At 63.6% G+C, this 22,815-nt stretch carries 21 protein-coding genes; 12 read left to right on the top strand and 9 right to left on the bottom strand.

The features are described from left to right. Window positions 1–75 precede the first annotated feature (75 nt). On the top strand, window positions 76–888 hold the full coding sequence (pyrF, locus tag PCE31106_RS18115) for an orotidine-5'-phosphate decarboxylase (protein WP_150564249.1): 813 nt from the start codon (window positions 76–78) through the stop codon (window positions 886–888). Between the two features lie 56 nt (window positions 889–944). Here the strand turns inward: pyrF and PCE31106_RS18110 are convergent, their stop codons facing one another. From PCE31106_RS18110 to thiL, 3 genes are all read right to left on the bottom strand, one after another. Continuing rightward, window positions 945–1,448 (bottom strand): CinA family protein, encoded by a 504-nt coding sequence (locus tag PCE31106_RS18110; RefSeq protein ID WP_150564248.1) that lies wholly within the window; start codon window positions 1,446–1,448, stop codon window positions 945–947. 132 nt (window positions 1,449–1,580) lie between these two features. Further along, entirely contained in the window at window positions 1,581–2,102 is a 522-nt protein-coding gene (locus tag PCE31106_RS18105) for a phosphatidylglycerophosphatase A family protein (protein ID WP_150564247.1), read from the bottom strand. Continuing rightward, the gene (gene thiL, locus PCE31106_RS18100; RefSeq protein WP_150564246.1) at window positions 2,099–3,100 is read right to left on the bottom strand and encodes a thiamine-phosphate kinase; all 1,002 of its coding nucleotides are present in this window, start codon (window positions 3,098–3,100) and stop codon (window positions 2,099–2,101) included. The genes PCE31106_RS18105 and thiL overlap by 4 nt, the downstream gene beginning before the upstream one ends. A 431-nt stretch (window positions 3,101–3,531) precedes the next feature. On the opposite strand from thiL, the gene PCE31106_RS18095 reads away from it, so the two are divergent. From PCE31106_RS18095 to PCE31106_RS18085, 3 genes are all read left to right on the top strand, one after another. Continuing rightward, on the top strand, window positions 3,532–5,835 hold the full coding sequence (locus PCE31106_RS18095; RefSeq protein WP_017231751.1) for an NADP-dependent malic enzyme: 2,304 nt from the start codon (window positions 3,532–3,534) through the stop codon (window positions 5,833–5,835). 293 nt (window positions 5,836–6,128) lie between these two features. Beyond that, the gene (locus PCE31106_RS18090) at window positions 6,129–6,524 is read left to right on the top strand and encodes a guanyl-specific ribonuclease (RefSeq protein ID WP_026131556.1); all 396 of its coding nucleotides are present in this window, start codon (window positions 6,129–6,131) and stop codon (window positions 6,522–6,524) included. A 49-nt stretch (window positions 6,525–6,573) separates the two neighbouring features. Continuing rightward, window positions 6,574–7,080, top strand: a complete 507-nt coding sequence (locus tag PCE31106_RS18085; RefSeq protein WP_017231753.1) for a barstar family protein — start codon at window positions 6,574–6,576, stop codon at window positions 7,078–7,080. Window positions 7,081–7,247: 167 nt separating this feature from the next. On the opposite strand, the gene PCE31106_RS18080 is transcribed toward PCE31106_RS18085, so the two are convergent. From PCE31106_RS18080 to PCE31106_RS18065, 4 genes are all read right to left on the bottom strand, one after another. Continuing rightward, on the bottom strand, window positions 7,248–7,892 hold the full coding sequence (locus PCE31106_RS18080; RefSeq protein WP_150564245.1) for a YidB family protein: 645 nt from the start codon (window positions 7,890–7,892) through the stop codon (window positions 7,248–7,250). A gap of 48 nt (window positions 7,893–7,940) precedes the next feature. Next, window positions 7,941–8,678 carry a 16S rRNA (uracil(1498)-N(3))-methyltransferase gene (locus tag PCE31106_RS18075; RefSeq protein ID WP_150564244.1) on the bottom strand — a complete coding sequence of 246 codons (738 nt, stop codon included), beginning with the start codon at window positions 8,676–8,678 and terminating at the stop codon, window positions 7,941–7,943. A gap of 79 nt (window positions 8,679–8,757) precedes the next feature. Beyond that, window positions 8,758–9,180, bottom strand: coding sequence for a VOC family protein (locus tag PCE31106_RS18070; RefSeq protein WP_017231756.1), 423 nt, complete (start codon window positions 9,178–9,180; stop codon window positions 8,758–8,760). 161 nt (window positions 9,181–9,341) lie between these two features. Further along, window positions 9,342–10,247 (bottom strand): spermine/spermidine synthase domain-containing protein, encoded by a 906-nt coding sequence (locus tag PCE31106_RS18065; RefSeq protein WP_174975278.1) that lies wholly within the window; start codon window positions 10,245–10,247, stop codon window positions 9,342–9,344. 199 nt (window positions 10,248–10,446) lie between these two features. Between PCE31106_RS18065 and tkt the strand changes: the two genes are divergently transcribed. Beyond that, window positions 10,447–12,459, top strand: coding sequence for a transketolase (gene tkt, locus PCE31106_RS18060; RefSeq protein WP_150564242.1), 2,013 nt, complete (start codon window positions 10,447–10,449; stop codon window positions 12,457–12,459). A 28-nt stretch (window positions 12,460–12,487) separates the two neighbouring features. After that, on the top strand, window positions 12,488–13,498 hold the full coding sequence (gene gap / locus PCE31106_RS18055; protein ID WP_017231759.1) for a type I glyceraldehyde-3-phosphate dehydrogenase: 1,011 nt from the start codon (window positions 12,488–12,490) through the stop codon (window positions 13,496–13,498). 92 nt (window positions 13,499–13,590) lie between these two features. Here gap and PCE31106_RS18050 read toward each other — a convergent pair whose 3' ends face one another. Then, complete coding sequence (locus PCE31106_RS18050) at window positions 13,591–14,454, bottom strand: YveK family protein (RefSeq protein ID WP_150564241.1); 864 nt, start codon at window positions 14,452–14,454, stop codon at window positions 13,591–13,593. 158 nt (window positions 14,455–14,612) lie between these two features. Continuing rightward, window positions 14,613–15,050: a ferric iron uptake transcriptional regulator gene (gene fur / locus PCE31106_RS18045; protein WP_017231760.1), complete on the bottom strand. Its 438-nt coding sequence runs from the start codon at window positions 15,048–15,050 to the stop codon at window positions 14,613–14,615. Between the two features lie 166 nt (window positions 15,051–15,216). Between fur and PCE31106_RS18040 the strand changes: the two genes are divergently transcribed. From PCE31106_RS18040 to PCE31106_RS18015, 6 genes are all read left to right on the top strand, one after another. Then, window positions 15,217–15,885, top strand: a complete 669-nt coding sequence (locus PCE31106_RS18040) for an outer membrane protein assembly factor BamE (protein ID WP_254441167.1) — start codon at window positions 15,217–15,219, stop codon at window positions 15,883–15,885. A 27-nt stretch (window positions 15,886–15,912) separates the two neighbouring features. After that, window positions 15,913–16,710: a 4-hydroxy-tetrahydrodipicolinate reductase gene (gene dapB / locus PCE31106_RS18035; RefSeq protein WP_130027984.1), complete on the top strand. Its 798-nt coding sequence runs from the start codon at window positions 15,913–15,915 to the stop codon at window positions 16,708–16,710. Window positions 16,711–17,024: 314 nt separating this feature from the next. Further along, entirely contained in the window at window positions 17,025–19,619 is a 2,595-nt protein-coding gene (leuS, locus tag PCE31106_RS18030) for a leucine--tRNA ligase (protein WP_150564239.1), read from the top strand. A 95-nt stretch (window positions 19,620–19,714) separates the two neighbouring features. After that, a complete protein-coding gene (locus PCE31106_RS18025) occupies window positions 19,715–20,230 on the top strand; it encodes an LPS-assembly lipoprotein LptE (protein WP_174975276.1) in 516 nt (171 codons plus the stop codon). Between the two features lie 11 nt (window positions 20,231–20,241). Then, a complete protein-coding gene (holA, locus tag PCE31106_RS18020; RefSeq protein WP_150564237.1) occupies window positions 20,242–21,321 on the top strand; it encodes a DNA polymerase III subunit delta in 1,080 nt (359 codons plus the stop codon). Between the two features lie 206 nt (window positions 21,322–21,527). Then, window positions 21,528–22,796 (top strand): glutamate-5-semialdehyde dehydrogenase, encoded by a 1,269-nt coding sequence (locus PCE31106_RS18015; RefSeq protein ID WP_150564236.1) that lies wholly within the window; start codon window positions 21,528–21,530, stop codon window positions 22,794–22,796. The last annotated feature ends 19 nt before the right edge of the window (window positions 22,797–22,815 follow it).

Raw genomic sequence — 22,815 nt, 5'->3', positions numbered from 1 at the left:
GCCTTGCTGGAAGGAATCAGTCTCGAATCACCCGCCGTCGGAATACCGCCGCCGGAACCCCGCCGGAACCCCGTCATGACATTCACCGAAGTACTTAACGCGGCCTGGACGCGCAACAATTCTCTGCTTTGCGTGGGCCTGGATCCCGAGCCGTCGCGCATTCCCGCGCATCTGCAAGCGCAGCCGGACGCGATTTTCGAGTTCTGCCGCCAGATTGTGGATGCCACCGCCCCCTACGCGTGTGCATTCAAGCCGCAGATCGCCTATTTCGCTGCGCATCGCGCCGAGGAGCAGCTCGAACGGCTGATCGCCCATATCCACGCCGATCATCCGGGCCTGCCAGTGATTCTGGACGCCAAGCGTGGCGACATCGGCAGCACCGCCGAGCAGTATGCGCGCGAAGCGTTCGAGCGCTATCGTGCCGACGCCGTGACGGTGAATCCCTACATGGGCTTCGATTCGCTGGAGCCGTATCTGGCGCATGCCGAGAAGGGTGTCGTCGTGCTGTGCCGTACGTCGAACCCGGGCGGCAGCGATCTGCAATTCCTCGATGTCGATGGCAAGCCGCTGTATCAGACGGTGGCGCGCCTGGCCGCGGGGCCGTGGAATACGAGCGGGCAGATCAGCCTGGTGGTGGGTGCAACGTTCCCGGCAGAAATCGCTGCCGTGCGCAGCATCGTCGGCGACATGCCGCTGCTGATTCCCGGCGTGGGCGCTCAGGGCGGGGACGTCGAAGCGACGGTCAAAGCCGGTCGCACCGCGAACGGGACGGGCATGATGATCAACTCGTCGCGTGCCATCATCTACGCCGGTCGCGACGAGCACTTCGCCGCGGCGGCTGCCACCGCTGCGCAAAACACGCGCGACAGCATCAACGCCTATCGCTGATCGGTCCGCGTGCCGATGCGCGGATCGTCGTCAAACGTCACAGGGCGGCGCGACGATTACATCTCGGCCTGGTCGAGGAATTCGATGACGCCGCGCAGCGCGTGCTGTGCGGCCTGACTGCGCACCTGTGTGCGATCGCCCTTGAAGCGCTTCGTCTCGACGAGGGTCGTGACGCGGTTGCTCCACGCGAAGCACACCATACCCACCGGTTTTTCGGGCGACCCGCCGCCCGGGCCGGCCACGCCGGTGATCGACAGCGAGATCTGTGCACGACTGTTCAGCAGTGCGCCTTCGGCCATCGCACGTGCCACCGGTTCGCTCACGGCACCGTGCTTGTCGATCAATTCAGGCGGAACGCCGATCATTTCGGACTTGGCTTGGTTCGAATACGTCACGAAGCCACGCTCGAACCATTGGCTGCTACCGGAAACGTCGGTGATTGCTGCCGCAACGAGGCCGCCGGTGCATGACTCGGCCGTGGTCAGCATCAGGCGTTCGTCACGCAGACGATTGCCGACTTTGACCGACAGTTGGGCCAGAAGATTTTGTTCGGAGACCACGGGACGACGCCTTCAATAAGTCAATGCAACGAATAGGTCACGGGTATCGGTGCGCGTACCCGCGGGAATGGCGCCAGCGAGGCACCCGTCATGATGCGGCTTGCGCCATCGCGCGGCGGCAAGCCCGGTCGATCAGATCGAGCGCCACAGCGCAATGACGAGCAGCGTGCAAAAGGCGGCGACGAGATCGTCCAGCATGATGCCGAGGCCACCCTTGACCGTGCGGTCGAAATATCGGATTGGCGGCGGCTTGACGGCGTCGAAGAATCGGAACAGCACGAAGGCCACCAATTGGCCGACAAAGCTCGCCGGCGTAATGAGCAGCAGCACGATCCAGAACGCGACAATCTCGTCCCAGACGACGGGGCTCGGATCCGATGTGCCAAGCTTGCGCGCTGTGTAGGCGCAGATCCAGATGCCGCCAACGATGGACGCGGCGATCAGCACGCCCCATCCCGTGACCGTCAGGTACAGATTGAGCACCAGATACGATGCCCATCCGAAAAGCGTGCCCACGGTGCCCGGCGCGAACGCCGACAGGCCCGTGCCAAAGCCGAGCGAAAAGAGGTGGGCGGGGTGCGACAGCAGGAACCGCGAGTTCGGCCGGCGCGGGCCGCTGCCCGAGTTGACGGCGGCCGGTTGATCAGTGCTCATTGGAAATGGTCGAAACTTTTGAAATCGGCAGCGACGGACGCGCCAGTCTTGTCCTGGAGGTGCAGCCGGGCGAGGCGCGCGTCGGGAAGCGCTATTGTACCGATACGCGTGAGGCGTATGCCGAGTTCGTTGCCGATCGCCTCGATATGCGGCCGTTGCGCACGGTCGGCGCAGAAGCCCAGTTGATAGTCGTCGCCGCCCGCCAGCGCACACATTCTCTGAATCACCGGCGTTTGCGCGGCCAGCAGGTCGGAGCACGGTACATCGTCGACGTTCACCGTCGCGCTCACACCGGAGCGCTCCAGGATATGGCCGAGGTCGCCCAGCAGCCCATCGGAGATGTCGAGGGCGGCGCGCGCCACGCCGCGCAGCGCCAGTCCGAGCGTCACCTGCGGCTCGGGCCAGTCCAGCGCGCGGCGCGCGAGGGCGAGATCGACGTCCGACAAGGTCCATTCCCCACGTATCGCACCGAGCGCCAGCCGGGCATCGCCGAGGGTGCCGGAGACCCAGATGTCGTCGCCGGGCTGCGCGGCATCGCGGCGCAACGCCTGGGCGCCGGGCACACTGCCGAAGACGGTCACACAAAGATTGCGTGGGCCGCGCGTGGTGTCGCCGCCGACAAGCGGGCAGGCGTAACGGTCGGCCAACGCCGACAGGCCCTCGGCAAAGGGCGCGAGCCAGGCCGGGTCGCTGTCGGGCAGGGCAATCGCCAATGTGAAGCCCATGGGCCGCGCGCCCATGGCCGCGAGATCCGACAGATTGACGGCAAGGGTCTTGTGACCGAGCGCGCGCGGGTCGACGTCGGCAAAAAAGTGGCGGCCCTCCACGAGCATGTCGGTCGAAATCGCGAGCTGCTCGCCGGTGGGCGGACGCAGCAACGCGCAGTCGTCTCCGATGCCGAGCGTCACATGCTCGCCCGGCCGGGTAGCGTGGGCGAAGAAGCGGTCGATCAGCGAGAACTCGGACAGCGGTGGAGTTGAGGCAGACGTCAGGGTCATGAGCAACGGCGCGGTTGCCCGCCTTGACCGGGCGCATCGCGTTGCGGGACCACTCCGGTGCAACGCGTGACGCCAGGGAGCATTAGGCGGTGGGCAATAAGTAAAGGGCTGCGGTGATGCACAGGCAAGCCCCTATTCTAAGAGGCGACCCGGGCTTTCCCAAGCGAACAAAGCACGGACGCCCGGAATTCAGACGGATTCTCATGCCCGTCTCGGATCCCCCCCACGGGGCTAGACGTCCGTGGTCCGAAAAGGCGGGCGATGGTGCAGCGCAGCGTTGAAATCGCCAGGAATTTTGGCCACTATCGGCGGGGAAGCCGTACCGCGCAGGTGCAGCCCCTATTCGCTTTTTGCATAAGTGGCGTGAATAAATGGGGCTACAATTTGCACTGAAAATCCGACCCCATTTTGTTCGTCAAGAGCCTCCCCTCATGCCCACGCCGATCGATCCGAAACTGCGCGAAGCTGCGCTCGAGTATCACGAATTCCCCACGCCCGGCAAAATCGCCATCGCGCCGACCAAGCAGTTGCTCAACCAGCGCGATCTGGCGCTGGCGTATTCGCCGGGCGTTGCCGCCGCGTGTGAGGAGATCGTCGTCGACCCGCTCAATGCATCGCGCTACACGGCGCGCGGCAATCTGGTCGGCGTGATCACGAACGGCACGGCCGTGCTGGGTCTGGGTGATATCGGCCCGCTGGCATCCAAGCCGGTGATGGAAGGCAAGGGCGTGTTGTTCAAGAAATTCGCGAATATCGACGTGTTCGATATCGAAATCGACGAGAAAGACCCCGAAAAGCTCGTCGACATCATTGCGGCGCTGGAGCCGACCTTCGGCGCCATCAACCTCGAAGATATCAAGGCGCCCGAGTGCTTCATCGTGGAGCGCAAGTTGCGCGAGCGCATGAAGATTCCGGTCTTCCACGACGATCAGCACGGCACGGCCATTGTGGTGGCCGCGGCGCTGATCAACGGCCTGAAGGTCGTCGGCAAGGATCTGAAGTCCGTGAAGGTGGTGACGTCCGGCGCGGGCGCTGCCGCGCTTGCGTGCCTGGACCTGCTCGTCGACATGGGGCTGTCCATCGAGAACATCTGGGTGACGGACCTGGCGGGGGTGGTGTACGAGGGCCGCACCGAATTGATGGATCCGGAGAAAATCCGGTTCTCGCAAAAGACCGATGCGCGCGGGCTGGCCGACGTGATTGGCGGCGCCGACGTGTTCCTCGGGCTGTCGGCTGCCGGCGTGCTGAAGCCGGAAATGGTCAAGACGATGGCCGACAAACCGCTGATCTTCGCGCTGGCCAACCCGAATCCAGAGATCACACCGGAACTTGCGAAGGAAGTGCGTCCGGATTGCGTGATGGCGACGGGCCGCACCGATTACCCGAATCAGGTCAACAACGTCCTTTGCTTTCCGTTCATCTTCCGCGGTGCGATCGATGTTGGCGCCACGACGATCACGCGCTCGATGGAAATCGCGGCGGTGAATGCGCTGGCGGAATTGGCGCGCCAGGAGCAGAGCGATATCGTGGCGTCGGCCTACGGGATCAAAAACCTGTCGTTCGGCCCCGACTATCTGATTCCGAAACCGTTCGATCCGCGTCTGCTGGTCAAGGTCGCGACCGCGGTGGCCGAAGCGGCGATGGCCGCCGGTGTCGCCACGCGTCCCCTCGCGGATGTGGATGCCTATGCGCAATCGCTCCAGCAGTTCGTGTACCACAGCGGCGGTCTGATGAAGCCGCTGTTCTCTGTTGCGCGCAGCGTGCCTGCCAACATGAAACGCATTGCGTTTGCCGAGGGCGAAGAGGAGCGCGTGCTGCGTGCCGTACAGGTGCTTGTGGATGAACGTGTCGCCACGCCGATCCTGGTGGGGCGCCCGGCCGTGATCGAGCACCGCGTGCAGCAATATGGCCTGCGCCTGACACCGGGTGTCGACTTCACCGTCGTGAACCCGGAGCACGACGAGCGCTATCGCGATTACTGGGAAACGTATCACCAGCTGACCAACCGCAAGGGCGTGACGGCGTCTTATGCGCGCGTCGAGATGCGTCGCCGCACAACCCTGATTGCCGCCATGTTGGTGCGCAAGGGCGAAGCGGACGGCATGATTTGCGGCACAGTGTCGACACCGGGCCGTCATCTGCACTTCATTGATCGCGTGATCGGCAAGCGGGCGGGGGGGCACGTCTATGCGGCGATGAACGCCCTGATTTTGCCGAACCGGCAGATTTTCCTGGTCGATACGCACATCAATCAGGATCCGAGCGCAGAGGAACTGGCCGAAATCACGCTGATGGCCGCCGAGGAGATTCGCCGCTTCGGTATCCAGCCGAAGGTGGCCTTGTTGTCGCATTCGAACTTCGGTACCAGCGACGCCGCGTGCGCCCGCAAGATGCGCGAAACGCTGGCGATCCTGCAGGAGCGTGCGCCCGATCTGGAAGTTGACGGCGAAATGCACGGCGATTGCGCACTCGACCCGGAACTGCGCGCACGCATCATGCCGGAATCGACGCTGACCGGTGCTGCGAACCTGCTCATCATGCCGAATATCGACGCCGCGAACATTGCGTACAATCTGCTCAAGACGGCGGCGGGCAATAACGTGGCGATCGGGCCAATCCTGCTGGGCGCTGCCAAGCCGGTGCATATCCTGACCGAGTCGGCCACGGTGCGACGCATCATCAACATGGTGGCGCTGGTGGTGGCCGATGCGGCGGCGCAACAACAGGCGCGTTGACGTCTGGCGAGCGCGCGGCGGTTCGCCACCGTTCGACACATGTTAACGACAAATCGCCGCCCCCTTTTGGGGGCGGCGATTTGCATTCCGGCGAGACATTTTGCACGCTCACACCGTCATGTGTGTGCTCACTCTCTTTAAAATCCTTTATTTTCAATAATTTGTCGCGTTGTTTCGTTGCAAAATGTAAGCCGACATTGATTCTCTGGACCAATAGCGATAACCTTACGGCTTCAACCACCAGAACAAGCCCGCGGCGCAATACGACGTCGGGCGACAGGCTAGCTATGACCATGGCACGTTGGCTTCACCGGAGCATCGTGGCGCTGACGGCGGCTGGTAGTGTGTTTCTGTGGTCCAATGCTGTGGCGCGCGAAACCGCGCCATACGTCACGGGTTCAACGGTCACAGTGTCCGTTGCCGAGTTGCCTCGCGAAGCGCAGCGCACGCTGACGCTGATTGCCCAGGGCGGGCCGTTCCCCTACGCCAAAGACGGCGTTGTGTTCGGGAACTACGAAAAGCAGCTGCCCAAAATGCGGCGTGGCTATTACCATGAATACACGGTGCCGACCCCCGGTGCCCGCAATCGGGGCGCCAGGCGCATCATCTGTGGCGGGGACCAGCGGGCGGTCGATCCTTGTTACTACACACAAGATCACTACAACAGCTTTAGACGCATAAGGGAATGACAGCAGTATGAGTGAGCCGGTTTTCGCACAGGAACGCGGGAAAGATCGTATGGCAGATCCATTCGGTGCGGGCGAGGGCAACTTGTTCAAGCAGGTGCTGGGCCTGCATGCTGTCGCGCGGGCCGGCCGCCGCCATACCTTATCGGAAGAGGGAGATATGAGTCTTTTCAAGACCGTCAGGCCGAATATCGTGCAGTCGATCCGCGCATTCCGCGTGCCGGAATTGGCCGCAGAGGCCGAGCGACTCGGGCAGCACTTCCTCTACGCCAATTGTTCGCAGGCGCAGAGCAAGGCCGAGGTGCTGGAGACGATCGCCACGTCGTTCCTGTTTCCCAAGCATTTCGGAAAGAATTACGACGCCTTGCACGATTGTCTGACCGATCTGGTGCATCACGCAGGCCCGCAGCCTGGTTTTGTCGTCGTGCTCGAGGGATTGCCGGTGGCGACGAAGTTCGATAAGGACGGTCGCGAAACCCTGCTGGACGTGTTCCGCGATGCCGCGGAGTTCTGGGCGGAGCGTCGTATCACGTTCCGCGTCTTTTACTCGTTTGCCTGACGGCCCACCAAGCGAATCGTCGGTGAGTGACCTCGGAAACATCGTTTGACGTCACCGGTCTTGCCCCGATGCGAACATGCGTCACGTCAACCTCACGAAAAAGGTCCGCATTGCGGACCTTTTTACGTTTTCAGCCGGCGATTATCGGATTCCTGGATGGCCTTGCCTCAGCCGGTCCGTCCGCCGAGGAATTGCTGGGCGAGGCTCGCCAGGTCGAGATGGCCTTGCGGTAGATCGCCGTTCGGTGTGAGGTGATTGACCACCTCGGGCAGCAGCGATGACAGTTGCTGTGCTGCCTCATCCTGGCTTACGCCCGCCGAATCGGCCAGTTGCTGCAGATGTCCTCCCGGGCCAAGCGCCTGGGCCACCTGATCGGCCGACACTGGCTGATTGCTGCCGGTGCCGACCCACGAGCGCATCGCATCGCCCAGGCCGCTATTTTCCAGCACCTGCGTCAGTCCGCCCAGTCCGCCGAGCGCGCCCACCAAGTCGCCAGGGGACGTCGCGGGGTTGCCGGCGGCATCCTGCTGCGGTGCTTGTCCTCCGCCCAGCAGCCCGCCCAGCAAACCGCCAAGACCGCCGGCACCACCAGCGCCCGCCGCCGCGCCGCCCAGCATCCCGCTGAGTGCGCCCCCCAGCGAGCCAATCAGGTCGCCGCCCTGGCCGCCCTGTGCCTGCGCGTTGCCGGAACGGTTGGCGATCATCGCCAGCAAACCCATCAGCAGCAACATCTTGGTGTTGCCGCCGCTACCGCTACCACCATCGGCCGAATTGCCAGAAATGCCGCCGAGAATGGAATCCAGGATACCCATGGGATGACTCCTTTAGGCTTGTGAAGCCAATGTTCAAATCGTCGGGGCTTACCAACCGCCCCAGCGCGCGGCCAATGCCGCGAGGACCGCGATACCCGCCGTTTCCGTTCGCAAGATGCGTTCGCCCAGGCGAATCGCCGTAAAACCGGCCTCCCGCGCGAGGGATTCTTCGTGCGGTGCCAGTCCGCCTTCCGGGCCGAACAGCAAAACGCCTGGCTGGGACGGTGCGTGCAGCGGCAGCGAGTCGAAACCGCTGTCCGCTCTGGGTGACAATAGCACACGCCATCCGTCGTCTGTCACCGCGCCTTGCTCGCGCAGCCAAGCGCCGATCGGGCGAATCGGCAGGACGCGTGGCACGCGATTTCGGCCGCATTGCTCGCAAGCGGCCTGTGCCAGCGCCTGCCAATGCGCAACGCGCTTCGCCGCACGTTCTCCGTCGAGCCGGATCACCGAGCGCTCGGTGATCAGCGGCTGAATGTCCGTCACGCCTAGCTCGATGGCCTTTTCTATCAGCCAGTCCATCTTGTCGCCGCCGGCGATGCCCTGTGCGAGGGTGACGCGATACGGCGTCTCCACCTCGCGCGCCTCTCGTTCGCCGAGTTGCGCCGTGGCGTGGCGCTTTTCCAGCGTCGTGAGCACGGCCGGATATTGGCCGCCCGTGCCGTCGAAAAGCGTGAGCGCATCGCCGATCTTCAGGCGCAATACCTGAACGTGACGCACCACCGTCTCGGGAAGATCAAGCAGTGCGCCGGCGTGCAGCGGCACATCGATAAAGAAGCGAGGCATACGGACGGGAGTCGAAAGGGCGCGGTCGGGCGTGGCGCCGGGGACAGAAGCATACCCCAACGCCAGAGGGAGAAACGGCTCAGCTTCGCGGAGCGACGGGGCGGGCGAAGCCCCAGCGATAGCCGTCCGGGTCTTCCAGTTGGCAAAAGCGGTCGCCCCAGAATTGGTCGCTGGGAGGCGTTAGCCCCTTCGCGCCGGCGGCGGTCGCCTGCGCGTATAGGGCATCGACGTCTTCCGTATAGACATAGAAGCTCTGCGACGCCTCCACACCGGAGGTGCGCGGCGTGCGCGCGGTGCTCGCGAATGCGCCCTCGGGGGCGAACATCACGATCAATTGCCCTTGATAAAACATTTCCACGTGCATGACGATGCCGTCGTCGTTCACCATGTCATGCACCGAGAAGCCGAACGCCTGCGCATAGAACGTCGCCGCCGCCTTGGCGTCGCGCACGGTCAGGTAGGGCGTCAACCACGGCACATGGGCGGGGCGGGGATCGGGCATGACGGTGCTCCGGTATGAGCGTCGGCTGTGGGTAAAGCAGTCTCGTCCTGACGCACGAATACGCGAACGGTCCGCCGCCAACGGTTGCGATGAGTTTTCAATATACAAGGAATGCGGGCTTGATTCACTTGCGTCGCGTCATCTCATCGTCGCGCGGTTGGTTATCGATCGCCGAGCACGGCCATCAGTTCCGGCGGGATGTCGAAAAGCGCGGCACGCCGGGCCGGCGCATAGTGGCGCAGGGATTCTCGCGATAGCAGGGCCTGCGTGGCCGCGGTTGCATCGCTGCCACGCACGTCGAGCGAATCGCTGGCGAACGCGAGCGCCCACAACGTGCCGTACAGCGGCACATACGTGGTTATCGGCTGGACAAATTTGAACACCGAGCGCAGGGCATCGAGCATGCGCGCGACTTGATCGGCTTCGAACCATGGCGCCCCGAGTTGCAGGGCGATAGCGCCGCGTGGGCCGAGTAACGCGCGGAGTTTGGCAAAGAAAGGCGCGCCATGCAGCGTGGCCGCTTCGCCGTCAGCGTCGGTCAGGTCGAAAATCACGGCGTCGAACGCTTCTCCGCGAGCCAGCGCGGCGTCGACGAGATCCCGGGCGTCGCCGATGACAAGCGTGGTGCGCGGATCGTCGAATGCGCCGTCCGCCAACGTCGGCATGTACTTCAGGATCGTCGCCGGCACCTGGGCATCGAGTTCGGCGACGACAACCTCGCGCACGCTCGCGTGACGCAAGGCTTCGCGCGCCGAGCCGCCATCACCCCCGCCAAGCACCAAAACACGCTGGGCGTTGCCGTGCGCAAGCAAGAGCGGATGCACCATGCATTCGTGGCAGATATGCGCATCAGCGAGCGACGCCATGAACCGGCCGCCGAGCCGATAGGCCCGCCCAAGTGCCCCGAATGCCGGCAAATCCACGACCTCGATGCGCTGATAGGCCGACGTGGCGGCGAATACCGGGCGCGCGGCGAACGTATAACCGGCCCAAGGCCCGAGCGGCGCCGCGCACGGGCGCAATGCGGCGGTCGATGGGTCGCCGCTGATGTCACGTTTGGCGGGCATTGGCGAGGCAACTTCCTCTAATGGGTGGCGATCATGCCTGTTCTTTGCATGATTCCACGTTCCCGTCATTTGGGGAAGTTCGCCGCGAGCGACCCGGGCAACGGCCGTATCTGGTAAAATCTTGGACTTTATTCCGCATTCGAATTTCGCGCGGCAGCTCGCGGCAACGGGGGCACGCCCGCTCTTCCGGCTGTTCACCATGACGAACTCCTCTTCTGCTACGCCTGCGCTGATGGCCTCTGCCATTCGCGTCCTCTCCATGGACGCGGTCCAACAGGCCAACTCCGGTCACCCTGGCGCGCCGATGGGCATGGCCGATATCGCGGTCGCTCTCTGGGGCCGTCACCTCAAGCACAACCCCGTCAACCCGCATTGGTTCGATCGCGACCGCTTCGTGCTGTCGAATGGCCACGGCTCGATGCTCATCTATTCGTTGCTGCATCTGACGGGCTATGACCTGCCGATCGAAGAGCTCAAGCACTTCCGCCAACTGCACAGCAAGACGCCGGGGCACCCGGAAGTGGGCGTCACGCCGGGCATCGAGACGACCACGGGCCCGCTGGGTCAGGGCATCACCAACGCGGTGGGTTTCGCGCTGGCCGAGGCCCTGCTCGCCAAGGAATTCAACCGCCCGGGCAACGATATCGTCGACCACTACACGTATGCGTTCCTCGGCGACGGCTGTCTGATGGAAGGCATCTCGCATGAAGCGTGTTCGCTCGCGGGAACGCTGCGTCTGAACAAGCTCATCGCGCTGTACGACGATAACGGCATCTCGATCGACGGCGACGTCGAATACTGGTTTGCCGACGACACACCGAAGCGCTTCGAAGCTTATGGCTGGAACGTGATTCGCGACATCGACGGCCACGATGTCGACGCGGTCGACGCCGCCATCGCCCAGGCCAAGACCTCGGATCGTCCGACGCTGATCTGCTGCAAGACGCTGATCGGCAAGGGCGCGCCGAACAAGCAGGGCGGTCACGATGTGCATGGTGCGCCGTTGGGCGCCGACGAAATCGCCGCCACGCGCGCGTCGCTCGGTTGGCACCTGCCGCCGTTCGAGCTGCCGGCCGATGTCTACACCGCATGGGATGCCAAGGCCGCCGGTCAGCGTGCCGAAGGCGCATGGAACGAGCGCTTTGCCGCCTACCGCAGCCAGTTCCCGGCAGAGGCTGCCGAATTTGAGCGTCGCATGAAGGGTGAGCTGCCCGGCGACTTCAAGTCGGCCGCCGCCGCGTTCATCGCCAAGACTAACGAGAAGGGCGAGACGGTCGCCACGCGCAAGGCCTCTCAGCTTGCGATCGAAGGTCTGGCCGCCGTACTGCCGGAGTTCCTGGGTGGCTCGGCCGACCTGACCGGCTCGAACCTCACGAATTGGAAGGCCAGCAAGGCGGTGCGGGCCAACGCGGAAGGCGTGCAGTTTGGCAACCACATCAACTACGGCGTGCGCGAGTTCGGCATGAGCGCCATCATGAACGGCATGGCGCTGCATGGCGGCTACATCCCGTTCGGTGGAACGTTCCTGACGTTCTCTGACTACAGCCGCAATGCGCTGCGTATGGCGGCGCTGATGAAGCTGCGCTCGATCTTCGTGTTTACGCACGACTCGATCGGTCTGGGTGAAGACGGTCCGACGCACCAGTCCGTCGAGCACGTCTCGAGCCTGCGCCTGATCCCGCAGATGGACGTGTGGCGTCCCTGCGATACGACGGAGACGGCGGTCGCCTGGGTGGCGGCCGTCGAACGTCACGATGGTCCGTCGAGCCTGGTGCTCAGCCGTCAGAACCTGCCGTTCGTCTCGCGCGACGATGCGCAGATTGCCGATATCCGTCGTGGCGGCTATGTGCTGCGCGACGTGGCGAATCCGCAGATCGTGCTGATCGCGACCGGCTCGGAAATCGAGCTGGCCCTCAAGGGCGCCGAGGCGTTGGCTGCCGAGGGCATCGCGGCGCGTGTCGTGTCGATGCCGTCGGCCAACGTGTTCGACCGTCAGGACAAGGCGTATCGCGAGCGCGTGCTGCCGCGTGGTGTGTCGCGCGTGGCGATCGAAGCCGGCGTGACGGCGTATTGGCATAAGTACGTCGGCCTGGAAGGCGGCGTGGTCGGCATCGACACCTTCGGCGAGTCGGCCCCGGCCGGCGTGCTGTTCAAACACTTCGGCTTCACCGTCGACCACGTGGTCGCGACGGTCAAGTCCGTGCTTGGCTGATTTCGTTAGACCTTACGGAGAAACCCCCATGACCATTCGCGTCGCTATCAACGGCTACGGCCGTATCGGCCGCAACGTGCTGCGTGCCCATTATGAAGGTGGTAAGAAGCACGACATCGAAATCGTCGCCATCAACGATCTCGGCAATGCGCAGACGAACGCTCACCTGACGCAATACGATACGGCGCACGGCAAGTTCCCGGGCACGGTGTCGGTCGACGGCGATTTCATGATCGTCAACGGCGACAAGATTCGCGTGCTGGCCAACCGCAACCCGGCCGAACTGCCGTGGGGCGAGCTGGGCGTGGATGTCGTGCTTGAGTGCACGGGCTTCTTCACCACGAAGGAAAAGGCCGGCGCTCACCTGAAGGGCGGCGCGAAGAAGGTCATCATCTCGGCCCCGGGCGGCAAGGATGTCGACGCCACGATCGTGTTCGGCGTGAACGAAGGCGTGCTCAAGTCGACCGACACGGTCATCTCGAACGCCTCGTGCACCACGAACTGCCTGGCGCCGCTGGTCAAGCCGCTGCACGAGAAGATCGGTCTGGAAACGGGTCTGATGACCACGGTGCACGCCTACACCAACGACCAGGTGCTGACGGACGTCTATCACGAAGACCTGCGCCGTGCGCGCTCGGCCACGATGAGCATGATCCCGACCAAGACGGGCGCGGCGTCGGCCGTCGGTCTGGTGTTGCCGGAACTCAATGGCAAGCTCGACGGTTACGCCATTCGCGTTCCGACGATCAACGTGTCGATCGTCGACCTGTCGTTCGTTGCCAAGCGCGACACGACGGTTGACGAAGTCAATGCGATTCTGAAGGAAGCGGCCGAGGGATCGCTCAAGGCCATCGCAACGTACAACACGGCACCGCTGGTGTCGGTCGACTTCAACCACAACCCGGCCTCGTCGAACTTCGACGGTACACTGACCAAGGTGTCGGGCCGCCTGGTGAAGGTCGGCTCGTGGTACGACAACGAGTGGGGCTTCTCGAACCGCATGCTCGACACGACCGTTGCACTCATGTCGGCGAAGTAATCGCGTTTGACGTCCAGTCGTAAAAAAGCCGCTGTCGTGAGACAGCGGCTTTTTCGTTGGGGTGCGGCGTTGTTGTGCTGGGATTTCGCGGTTTATGCGCTGCGTGCGCGTCCCTTGCGGCAAAGCCCGACGATAACGCCGACGATGGCACCCAACACCAGACCGCCAAGGCCGAAGTATGACTTTCGCGGAAAGACGGCGTTCGGGCCGACCTGAATCGCACTGACGATGCGCGTGTTGTACGACTGATCCGGGGCAAGCATCTGCGAGACGCGAAAGCGGCTTTCGTTGAGCGTGGCGCGTTCTGTCCGGCTGCTCTGTAATGCGCCCAATGCCATGACCGAATCCGAATTCTTCGATCGCGCCAATGCCGCGCTCAATTGGTCCTGCGCTTTGGTGTTCGCCTCAATGGCGGTGTCAATGACGCTCAACTGCTGCTTGGGAAGCATGCGCGCGCGTTCGAGGATTGCTGCGTGTTCGGTTTCGATTCGTTGCGATGCGGCTTTAAGCACCTGTTCGGCTTGCTCGGGCGAGGTGCCGCGCGCGGTGATCTCGATGTACGCAGTACCCGGAAGCGATCGTGCCTTCATGGCGTTCCAGGCGACGGTTTTGCGCAGCGCGGCTTCGTCGCCCTGCAACTGGGGAAGTACCTCGGCGGTGACTTTGTCCCGGAACGTGCTCAGTTGCACTCGACCGACCGTTTGCTGAATCGACTCGATCAAGGGGCCATCAGGGCCGGCGACGGGCGAGCCAGCCGCGCGTCCGATCTGCAGCGTTACCGTGCCTTCCCATTTCTTGTGGAGCGCAAATGTGCTGCCAACGCCGATGATGGCGCCGACCACGGCAAGTCCAGCAATCACTTTGACGTTGTCGCGGGCAAAATCGAGAATATCCGCCAGCGAAATTTCGTCGTCGTCACTCTGAGCCATGTCGTTGGGCGATTCTTTGTGATTCATGTGAAGAAAGGGGGGCTTCGATAATGTGGGGAGCGCCAGCAGGTCGCATTAGACCGCCTCTGACAGCGGATGCGTATTAGCGATCAAAGCATCAATGGCTGGGCCTTGGGGAAGATCCCAGAATGTCTCCATCAGAAGACATTCTGCCAAAGCAACGTTTAATTCTTTTGACGATGCGGGCAGGGGTTTTTCGTGCAGCTGCCGTACATCGCGAGCGAGTGGTCCTGGAGCGCGAAGCCACGTTCCTTGGCGATCATTTTCTGGCGGCGTTCGATCTCGGCGTCGAAGAACTCTTCGACACGCCCGCAGTCGAGGCACACGAGGTGATCGTGGTGATGGCCTTCGTTGAGCTCGAAAACGGCCTTGCCGGACTCAAAGTTGCTGCGCGACAATAGGCCCGCTTGCTCGAACTGCGTCAGGACACGGTACACCGTGGCCAGGCCGATATCGAGGTTTTCGTTGAGCAGATGACGATAGACGTCTTCGGCGGTTAAATGGTGCACCTCGCTCTCGCTGTTCTGGAAAATCTCCAGAATTTTGAGGCGCGGAAGCGTGGCTTTCAGTCCGATATTTTTCAGATCGGCGGGATTCGGCATCGCTCTACGTCCCTAGAGTACAATACAGCCGCAATAATAATGCCTTTTTGCCTTGCCCGGGCGCAAACCAGGGCAATCGGGACGGTTTGTACCGTCAACGGGGGCGATGTGGCGGCGCGCCCGGCGTGCCGGATTCAAGGTCGATTTTTTTGAAAGCGAGTCAGATTTGCGTCGTTATCTCTCCCTTCCGCTCTCCGTCTGCGCTGCAGCGGCATTCCTGGCCCTGGCCGGTTGCTCGACGTATGACAGCGTGACCGACAAAGTGATCGGCGTGGTCACGCCGTATCGAATCAACATCGTTCAAGGCAACTTCGTCTCGAAAGAGGCCTATGAGCAGCTCAAAGCCGGCATGACGCGCGATCAGGTCCGTCAACTGCTCGGCACGCCGCTGCTCACGGACATCTTCCACGCGAATCGCTGGGACTATGTCTTCTATTTCAAGCGCGGCAATGCGTCGGTGGTTCAGGAGCGTCACCTGAAGGTGTACTTCGACGGCGACACGCTGGCGCGCTGGGAAGGCGGAGAAAATCTGCCGACCGAATATCAGTTGGTGCGGGAAATCGATGGTCAGAAGGGCAAGACGGTAAAGACCGACGCCTCGGCCCCGTCGACGGCGAGCGCTGCGGCCGCGGAGACTGCCGCGCCTGCCGCGTCCGACGTCGCGGCCGTGTCGACCGCTGCGGCGGCTACCGCTTCCGAGCCGGCCCCTGCGTCCAACGCACAGTCCACCGCTGGCGACAGCGCTTCGGGCAGCGCGACGACGGCCACGGGCACGGGGCTTGTCCCGTCGCCGCGGGTGACTTCCGGCGGTGGCCTGTTCTCGATGCCCAAGTAAGCTGTCTGAAGAGTCAAGAATTCCATGATGAAGATTGCGATTGCTGGCGCCTCCGGCCGTATGGGCCGGATGCTGATTGAAACCGTACTGGCCACCGACGACGCCGAACTGGTCGGTGCGCTCGACCGCGAGGACAGCCCGGCGCTGGGACACGACGCCGGCGCCTTTCTGGGGCGCGAGACGGGTGTCAACATCACCGCCGATCTCGATGTCGCGCTCGCCAACGCACAATATCTGATCGACTTCACGCGTCCCGAAGGCACGCTGGCGCATCTGGCTGCCGCCGAAAAGCACGGTGTCAAGATGATCGTCGGCACGACCGGATTCTCGGAAGCCGACAAGGCGCGTCTGGCCGCGGGGGCCGAGCGCGTGGCCGTGGTGTTTGCACCGAACATGAGCGTGGGTGTGAATGCCACGTTCAAGCTGCTCGAAGTCGCGGCGAAGATTCTGAACACGGGCTACGACATCGAGATCATCGAAGCGCATCACCGCCACAAGGTCGATGCCCCGTCGGGCACGGCGCTGCGCATGGGTGAAGTCGTGGCCGACGCATTGGGCCGCGATCTGAAGGAATGCGCCATCTACGGCCGCGAGGGCGTGACCGGCGAGCGCGATCCGTCGACCATCGGTTTCGCGACCGTGCGCGGCGGCGATATCGTGGGCGATCACACGGTGCTGTTTGCCGGCATCGGTGAGCGCATCGAGATCACGCACAAGTCGTCGAGCCGTCTGTCGTATGCGCAAGGCTCGCTGCGTGCTGCCCGTTTCCTTGCGCAACACAACACGGGCCTGTTCGATATGCAGGACGTTCTGGGCCTGCGCTGATTCAGCCCTTGCCGGCGTGCGGGGCGCGGATGGCCCGTCGAGGTGGCGCATGAGAGGGCAGACGCTGCGCCAGCCGGCACCGGGCGCCGACATCAAAGACGCACGCCGCCACGGATCGCAGACGCATCGGGCGGCAGCCACGCCAAGGCGGCCTCCAGGCCGCATCTGCTCTCCACCGTCGCGCCGAATCCGTTGCCGTCGGCGTTATAATCATCGTTTTCCCCGGATTTGCCCCCAAACGCTTGCGTGCTGCGCGCCCTTTGCCGCGCACCGGCGGGGCCGAAGCCGAGCCGAATCCTACCCGCCGACCCATCATGCAAGAAAAATACGTTCCCGCCGACGTCGAAGCCTCCGCCCAGTCTCATTGGCAGGCCATCGATGCCTACAAGACCACCGAGCGCGCGGACAAACAGAAATTCTATTGCGTCTCGATGCTGCCGTATCCGTCGGGCAAGCTGCATATGGGCCACGTGCGCAACTACACCATCAACGACGTGATGTATCGTCAGATGCGCATGCGCGGGTACAACGTGCTGATGCCGATGGGGTGGGACGCCTTCGGCATGCCGGCTGAAAATGCGGCAATGGCCAACGGCGTGCCGCCGGCCAAGTGGACGTACGACAACATTGCGTACATGAAGAAGCAGATGCAGGCGATGGGTCTGGCGATCGATTGGTCGCGCGAAGTCGCCACCTGCAAGCCGGACTATTACCGCTGGAACCAGTGGCTGTTCCTGAAGATGCTCGAGAAGGGCGTCGTCTACCTGAAGACCGGCACGGTGAACTGGGATCCGATCGATCAGACCGTGCTCGCCAACGAGCAGGTGATCGACGGTCGAGGCTGGCGCTCGGGTGCGCTCATCGAGAAGCGCGAAATCCCGATGTATTACATGCGCATCACCGAATACGCCGACGAACTGCTCGGCGACCTGGACGACCTCGGCTGGCCCGAGCGCGTGAAGGTGATGCAGCAGAACTGGATCGGCAAGAGCTTTGGCGTGAACTTCGGCTTCCCGTACGAGCTGGACGGCGAGCGCAAGCTGCTGCGCGTGTTCACTACGCGTGCCGACACCATCATGGGCGTGACCTTCTGCGCAGTCGCCGCCGAGCACCCGCTGGCAACGCGTCTGGCCGCCGAGCGTCCCGACCTGCAGGCGTTTATCGCCGAGTGCAAGCAGGGTGGCGTGGCCGAAGCCGACATCGCCACGATGGAAAAGAAAGGCATGCCGACGGGCTTTTTCGTCACGCATCCGCTGACCGGCGACAAGGTCGAGGTGTGGATCGGCAACTATGTGCTGATGGGGTATGGCGAGGGCGCGGTGATGGGCGTTCCGGCCCACGACGAGCGTGACTTTGCGTTCGCGCGCAAGTACGACCTGCCGATCAAGCAGGTTGTCGCGGTGGCCGGCGAGACCTATTCGACGCAAGCCTGGCAGGCCTGGTACGGCGACAAGGAGAACGGCACGCTGGTCAACAGCGGCAAATATGATGGCCTGGCCTTTGCGGCCGCCGTCGACGCCATCGCCGCGGATCTCAAGGCGCAGGGTGCAGGCGACAAGCAGGTCACGTTCCGTCTGCGCGACTGGGGGATTTCGCGCCAGCGATACTGGGGCACGCCGATTCCGATCATTCACTGCGCGTCGTGCGGCGCGGTGCCGGTTCCCGAAAAGGACCTGCCGGTCGTGTTGCCCGAAGACCTCGTGCCGGACGGCACCGGCAACCCGCTGGCCAAGTCGGAAGCGTTTCTCAAGTGCGATTGCCCGAAGTGCGGCAAGCCGGCGCGCCGCGAGACCGACACGATGGACACGTTCGTGGACTCGTCGTGGTATTTCTCGCGCTATGCCTGCCCGGACGCCGACACCATGGTCGACGCGCGCACCGATTACTGGATGCCGATGGATCAGTACATCGGCGGCATCGAGCACGCGATTCTCCACTTGCTGTATTCGCGCTTCTGGACCAAGGTGATGCGCGATCTGGGCCTGGTGAGTTTCAAGGAGCCGGCGCAGAACCTGCTCACGCAGGGTATGGTGCTCAACGAGACGTACTATCGTGAGGATGCCGCGGGCAAGAAGACGTGGTTCAATCCGCTCGACGTGCAAGTGCAGTTCGACGACAAGGGCCGTCCGGTCAGTGCAACGTCGAAGGCTGACGGTGCGGACGTGACGCTCGGCGGCATCGAGAAGATGTCGAAGTCCAAGAACAACGGCGTGGATCCGCAGTCGCTGATCGATCAGCATGGCGCCGATACGGCGCGTCTGTTCGTGATGTTCGCGGCACCGCCCGAACAGCAACTCGAATGGTCGGGGGCGGGTGTGGAAGGCGCGAGCCGCTTCCTGCGCCGCCTGTGGGGCTTCGGCCAGTCGCAGGCCGCGCTGCTGCGTCAGGCGGACGCCGCCATCGATACGGCGAACCCGGCGGCCAAGGCGCTGCGTCTCGAGATTCATGGCGTGCTCAAGCAGGCCAACTACGACTATCAGCGTGTGCAGTACAACACGGTCGTGTCCGCGGCGATGAAGATGCTCAACGCCATCGAGAGCGACAAGGGGGCGGCGGGCGCCGGAGCGGTGCGCGAGTGCTACGGGATTCTGCTGCGCGTGCTGTACCCGGTGGTGCCGCACGTCACCCACGGCTTGTGGGTCGAATTGGGCTACGCGGCGCAACAGGGCGACCTGCTCGATGCGCCGTGGCCGGAAGTCGACGACGCCGCGCTGGTGCAGGACGAGATCGAACTCGTGCTGCAGGTGGCGGGTAAGGTGCGTGGCGCCGTGCGCGTGGCGAAGGACGCTTCGCGCGAGGCCATCGAACAAGCCGCGCTGGCGCACGAAATGACCGCCAAGTTCGGCGAAGGCAAGCCGGTGAAGAAGGTCATCGTTGTACCGGGCCGACTTGTGAACGTAGTGCTCTGAGGTGGCCGTTGCGGCCGCCGATCGATGAATTGATGACGTTTGGTGACAAGAGGGCACATCACGTGCAAATGACATCCGGGCAACGAGGCGTCGGTATGACGCGCAGGATTTTCGGCGGGATTGCCCTGCTGGGTTGGGCGCTCGTACTGTCGGCGTGCGGCTTCCAGCTGCGCGGTGCGAGCGAGTATGCATTCCACCGTTTGTACATCTCCGGCGGCGGCCAGATGGCGACCGACATCTCGCGCTACATCCGGTACGGCAGCAAGGACACCGTTGTGGTGACCGAGCCTAAGGATGCCGATGCGCGGTTGGAGTTCGTGAACACTACGTCGTCGCGGACGGCCATCAGTCTTGATGCCAATGGCCAGGCACGTGAATACGAGCTGCGTAGTTCGTTCACCTTTCAACTCGTGACACCAGATGGCACGCCGATCATCCCGTTGAGCACGATTCGCCTGACGCGCAATCTGCCCTATAGCGACAACGAAACGACGGCGCGTGATGCAGAAGGCGCACTGCTCAACCGCGACATGCAGAAAGATGCCGTCGACCAGATCATTCGTCGCATGGAAGCGGTGAAATCGCTGCCGACGACGAAGCCGGAAGAGTAACGTCTGCCATCATGCAACTGCGTCCCGACGCGCTCGACGCGCATCTCGCCAAGACCCTCTCACCGATCTATACGATTTACGGCGACGAGAGCCTGCTCGTTCAGGAGGCGGTGGATCGTGTACGCGCGGCGGCACGTGCGGGCGGTTTCACCGAGCGTGATGTGCTCAGCGTCGAGCGCAGCTTCGACTGGGGCGCGCTCGCCAACGCCAGCCAGTCCATGTCGCTTTTCGGCGACCGCAAACTCATCGAGTTACGCATTCCCGGCGGAAAGCCGGGCAAGGACGGCGGCGCAGCGCTCAAGGCGCACGCCAGTGCCGCGAACAGCGACGTCCTGACCATTGTCACGCTGCCCCGCCTGGATGCGGCAGCGACCAAATCCGATTGGTTCACGGCGCTCGATCGCGAGGGCGTGACGATGAAGATCGACCCGGTCGACCGGAGCCGTCTGCCCGACTGGATTGCGCAGCGTCTCGCCGCACAAGGGCAGCGTGTCGAAGCCGGTGAGCCGGGACGACGTGTGCTGCAGTTCATCGCGGATCGCGTCGAGGGCAACCTGCTGGCGGCCCATCAGGAGATTCAGAAGCTCGGTCTGCTGTATCCGGCGGGTGCGCTCGCGTTCGAGCAAGTGCAGGATGCCGTGATGAACGTGGCGCGTTACGACGTCTTCAAACTCAGTGAAGCGGTCCTGGCAGGCGATACCGCCCGGCTGGTGCGCATGCTCGACGGCCTTCGTGGCGAGGGCGAAGCAGCACCGCTGGTCCTGTGGGCGTTGACCGAAGAAGTGCGCACCCTCACCAAGATCACGCGCGGGATGGCGGCGGGCAAGCCGCTTGCGATGTTGTTGCGCGAGTATCGGGTCTGGGGGCCACGAGAGCGCCTGATGGAGCAGGCGGCCCACCGAGTCACACCCGCCAAGCTGGCGCAGGCACTGCAGTTGGCCGCGCGTCTTGACCGGCAGGTCAAGGGGCTGCGGGCCGACGGTCTGTCCGGCGACCCGTGGGACGGCATGCTGCAACTCGGGCTGCTGCTCGCCGGCGAGCGACCGCCGATGGCGCGCTCCGCTCGCGCACCCCGTCCGGTGCACGCGTAGACCGCGCCCAAGCACTGCCAAACGCCGGAACACCTCCCGGGGCACGGGAGCCGCGCCAGCAAGATCCCCACAATTGACGGACAATCTGGCGCATGACTGGCGACGTGCCGTGTGCTGCCGTCCGAATACCGTGATGACGACCGGCACCGAAAACCCACCGAATGTAATGGCGATTGCGTCGCCAAGAGAACTGCGAAACAGACGATATGGATATCAAAGCCTACATGCAATCGTTGGGCCAGCGCGCCCGTGAGGCGTCGCGTGCCATGGCGCGTGCCGACACCGCTGCCAAGAATCGCGCGCTGCTCGCGATTGCCGATGCCATCGAGCGCGATGGCGCGGCGTTGCAGGACGTGAATCGCCGCGATCTCGAGCGCGCCCGCGCCAATGGTCAGGACGCCGCGTTCATCGACCGTCTCACGCTGTCGGACAAGGCGCTGCGCACGATGATCGAAGGACTGCGTCAGATCGCGGGCCTGTCGGACCCCATCGGCGAGATCAGCAACGTGCGCGTGCAGCCGAGCGGCATTCAGGTCGGTCAGATGCGCGTGCCGCTGGGCGTCATCGGCATCATTTACGAATCGCGTCCCAACGTGACCATCGACGCGGCTGCGCTTTGCCTGAAGTCGGGCAACGCGACCATTCTGCGCGGCGGGTCCGAAGCCATCGAGAGCAACACGGCGCTGGCCGCCCTCATCGCGCAGGCGCTCGCGGCGAGCGGGTTGCCGGGTGATGCCGTGCAGGTCGTGAGCACGCCCGACCGCGCAGCGGTCGGCGAACTCATCACGATGACCGACTATGTGGACGTGATCGTGCCGCGCGGCGGCAAGAGCCTGATCGCGAGGTTGATGCAGGACGCGCGGGTGCCGATGATCAAGCACCTCGACGGCATCTGCCATGTCTACGTCGACGGTCGCGCCGATCCGGCGAAGGCGCTGGCGATTTGCGAGAACGCCAAGACGCATCGCTATGGCACCTGCAACACGATGGAAACATTGCTCGTCGACCAACAGGCCATCGACCAGTTGCCCGCCATCGCGCGCATGTTCCAGGATAAGCAGGTCGAGCTGCGCGGTTGCGACCGAACCCTGGCGGCGCTCAGCGACGCCGGCGTGACGGGCGTGGTGGCGGCGACCGAAGCGGATTGGTCGACGGAATATCTGGCACCGGTGCTGGCGCTGAAGATCGTCGATGGCATGGCGCCGGCCATCGCGCACATCAATCGCTATGGCTCGCATCACACCGATGCCATCGTGACCGAGGATTACTCCGCCGCCATGCAATTCCTGCGCGAAGTCGATTCCGCGAGCGTGATGATCAACGCGAGCACGCGTTTCGCCGACGGCTTCGAATTCGGTCTGGGTGCCGAGATCGGTATCTCGAACGACAAGCTGCACGCCCGCGGTCCGGTGGGTCTCGAAGGCCTGACGAGTCTGAAGTACGTCGTGTTCGGACACGGCGAAGTCCGCCAGTAAGCCAATTCGTCAGAGACGT

It is taken from the genome of Pandoraea cepalis (assembly GCF_902459665.1).
Classification (GTDB): Bacteria; Pseudomonadota; Gammaproteobacteria; order Burkholderiales; family Burkholderiaceae; genus Pandoraea; species Pandoraea cepalis.
Note: the sequence above shows the minus strand (reverse complement) of the source record. Positions and strands in the feature narration are given on the sequence as shown.

Excerpts from the sequence above, each read along its gene's own strand:
- pyrF (WP_150564249.1), top strand. The coding sequence starts at position 76 with ATGACATTCACCGAAGTACTTAACGCGGCCTGGACGCGCAACAATTCT.
- thiL (WP_150564246.1), bottom strand. The coding sequence starts at position 3,100 with ATGACCCTGACGTCTGCCTCAACTCCACCGCTGTCCGAGTTCTCGCTG.
- PCE31106_RS18075 (WP_150564244.1), bottom strand. The coding sequence starts at position 8,678 with ATGCCTCGCTTCTTTATCGATGTGCCGCTGCACGCCGGCGCACTGCTT.
- PCE31106_RS18085 (WP_017231753.1), top strand. The coding sequence starts at position 6,574 with ATGGCAGATCCATTCGGTGCGGGCGAGGGCAACTTGTTCAAGCAGGTG.
- PCE31106_RS18090 (WP_026131556.1), top strand. The coding sequence starts at position 6,129 with ATGGCACGTTGGCTTCACCGGAGCATCGTGGCGCTGACGGCGGCTGGT.
- PCE31106_RS18025 (WP_174975276.1), top strand. The coding sequence starts at position 19,715 with ATGACGCGCAGGATTTTCGGCGGGATTGCCCTGCTGGGTTGGGCGCTC.
- holA (WP_150564237.1), top strand. The coding sequence starts at position 20,242 with ATGCAACTGCGTCCCGACGCGCTCGACGCGCATCTCGCCAAGACCCTC.
- tkt (WP_150564242.1), top strand. The coding sequence starts at position 10,447 with ATGACGAACTCCTCTTCTGCTACGCCTGCGCTGATGGCCTCTGCCATT.
- fur (WP_017231760.1), bottom strand. The coding sequence starts at position 15,050 with ATGCCGAATCCCGCCGATCTGAAAAATATCGGACTGAAAGCCACGCTT.
- dapB (WP_130027984.1), top strand. The coding sequence starts at position 15,913 with ATGAAGATTGCGATTGCTGGCGCCTCCGGCCGTATGGGCCGGATGCTG.
- PCE31106_RS18070 (WP_017231756.1), bottom strand. The coding sequence starts at position 9,180 with ATGCCCGATCCCCGCCCCGCCCATGTGCCGTGGTTGACGCCCTACCTG.
- PCE31106_RS18095 (WP_017231751.1), top strand. The coding sequence starts at position 3,532 with ATGCCCACGCCGATCGATCCGAAACTGCGCGAAGCTGCGCTCGAGTAT.
- leuS (WP_150564239.1), top strand. The coding sequence starts at position 17,025 with ATGCAAGAAAAATACGTTCCCGCCGACGTCGAAGCCTCCGCCCAGTCT.
- PCE31106_RS18080 (WP_150564245.1), bottom strand. The coding sequence starts at position 7,892 with ATGGGTATCCTGGATTCCATTCTCGGCGGCATTTCTGGCAATTCGGCC.
- gap (WP_017231759.1), top strand. The coding sequence starts at position 12,488 with ATGACCATTCGCGTCGCTATCAACGGCTACGGCCGTATCGGCCGCAAC.
- PCE31106_RS18015 (WP_150564236.1), top strand. The coding sequence starts at position 21,528 with ATGGATATCAAAGCCTACATGCAATCGTTGGGCCAGCGCGCCCGTGAG.
- PCE31106_RS18050 (WP_150564241.1), bottom strand. The coding sequence starts at position 14,454 with ATGAATCACAAAGAATCGCCCAACGACATGGCTCAGAGTGACGACGAC.
- PCE31106_RS18105 (WP_150564247.1), bottom strand. The coding sequence starts at position 2,102 with ATGAGCACTGATCAACCGGCCGCCGTCAACTCGGGCAGCGGCCCGCGC.
- PCE31106_RS18065 (WP_174975278.1), bottom strand. The coding sequence starts at position 10,247 with ATGCCCGCCAAACGTGACATCAGCGGCGACCCATCGACCGCCGCATTG.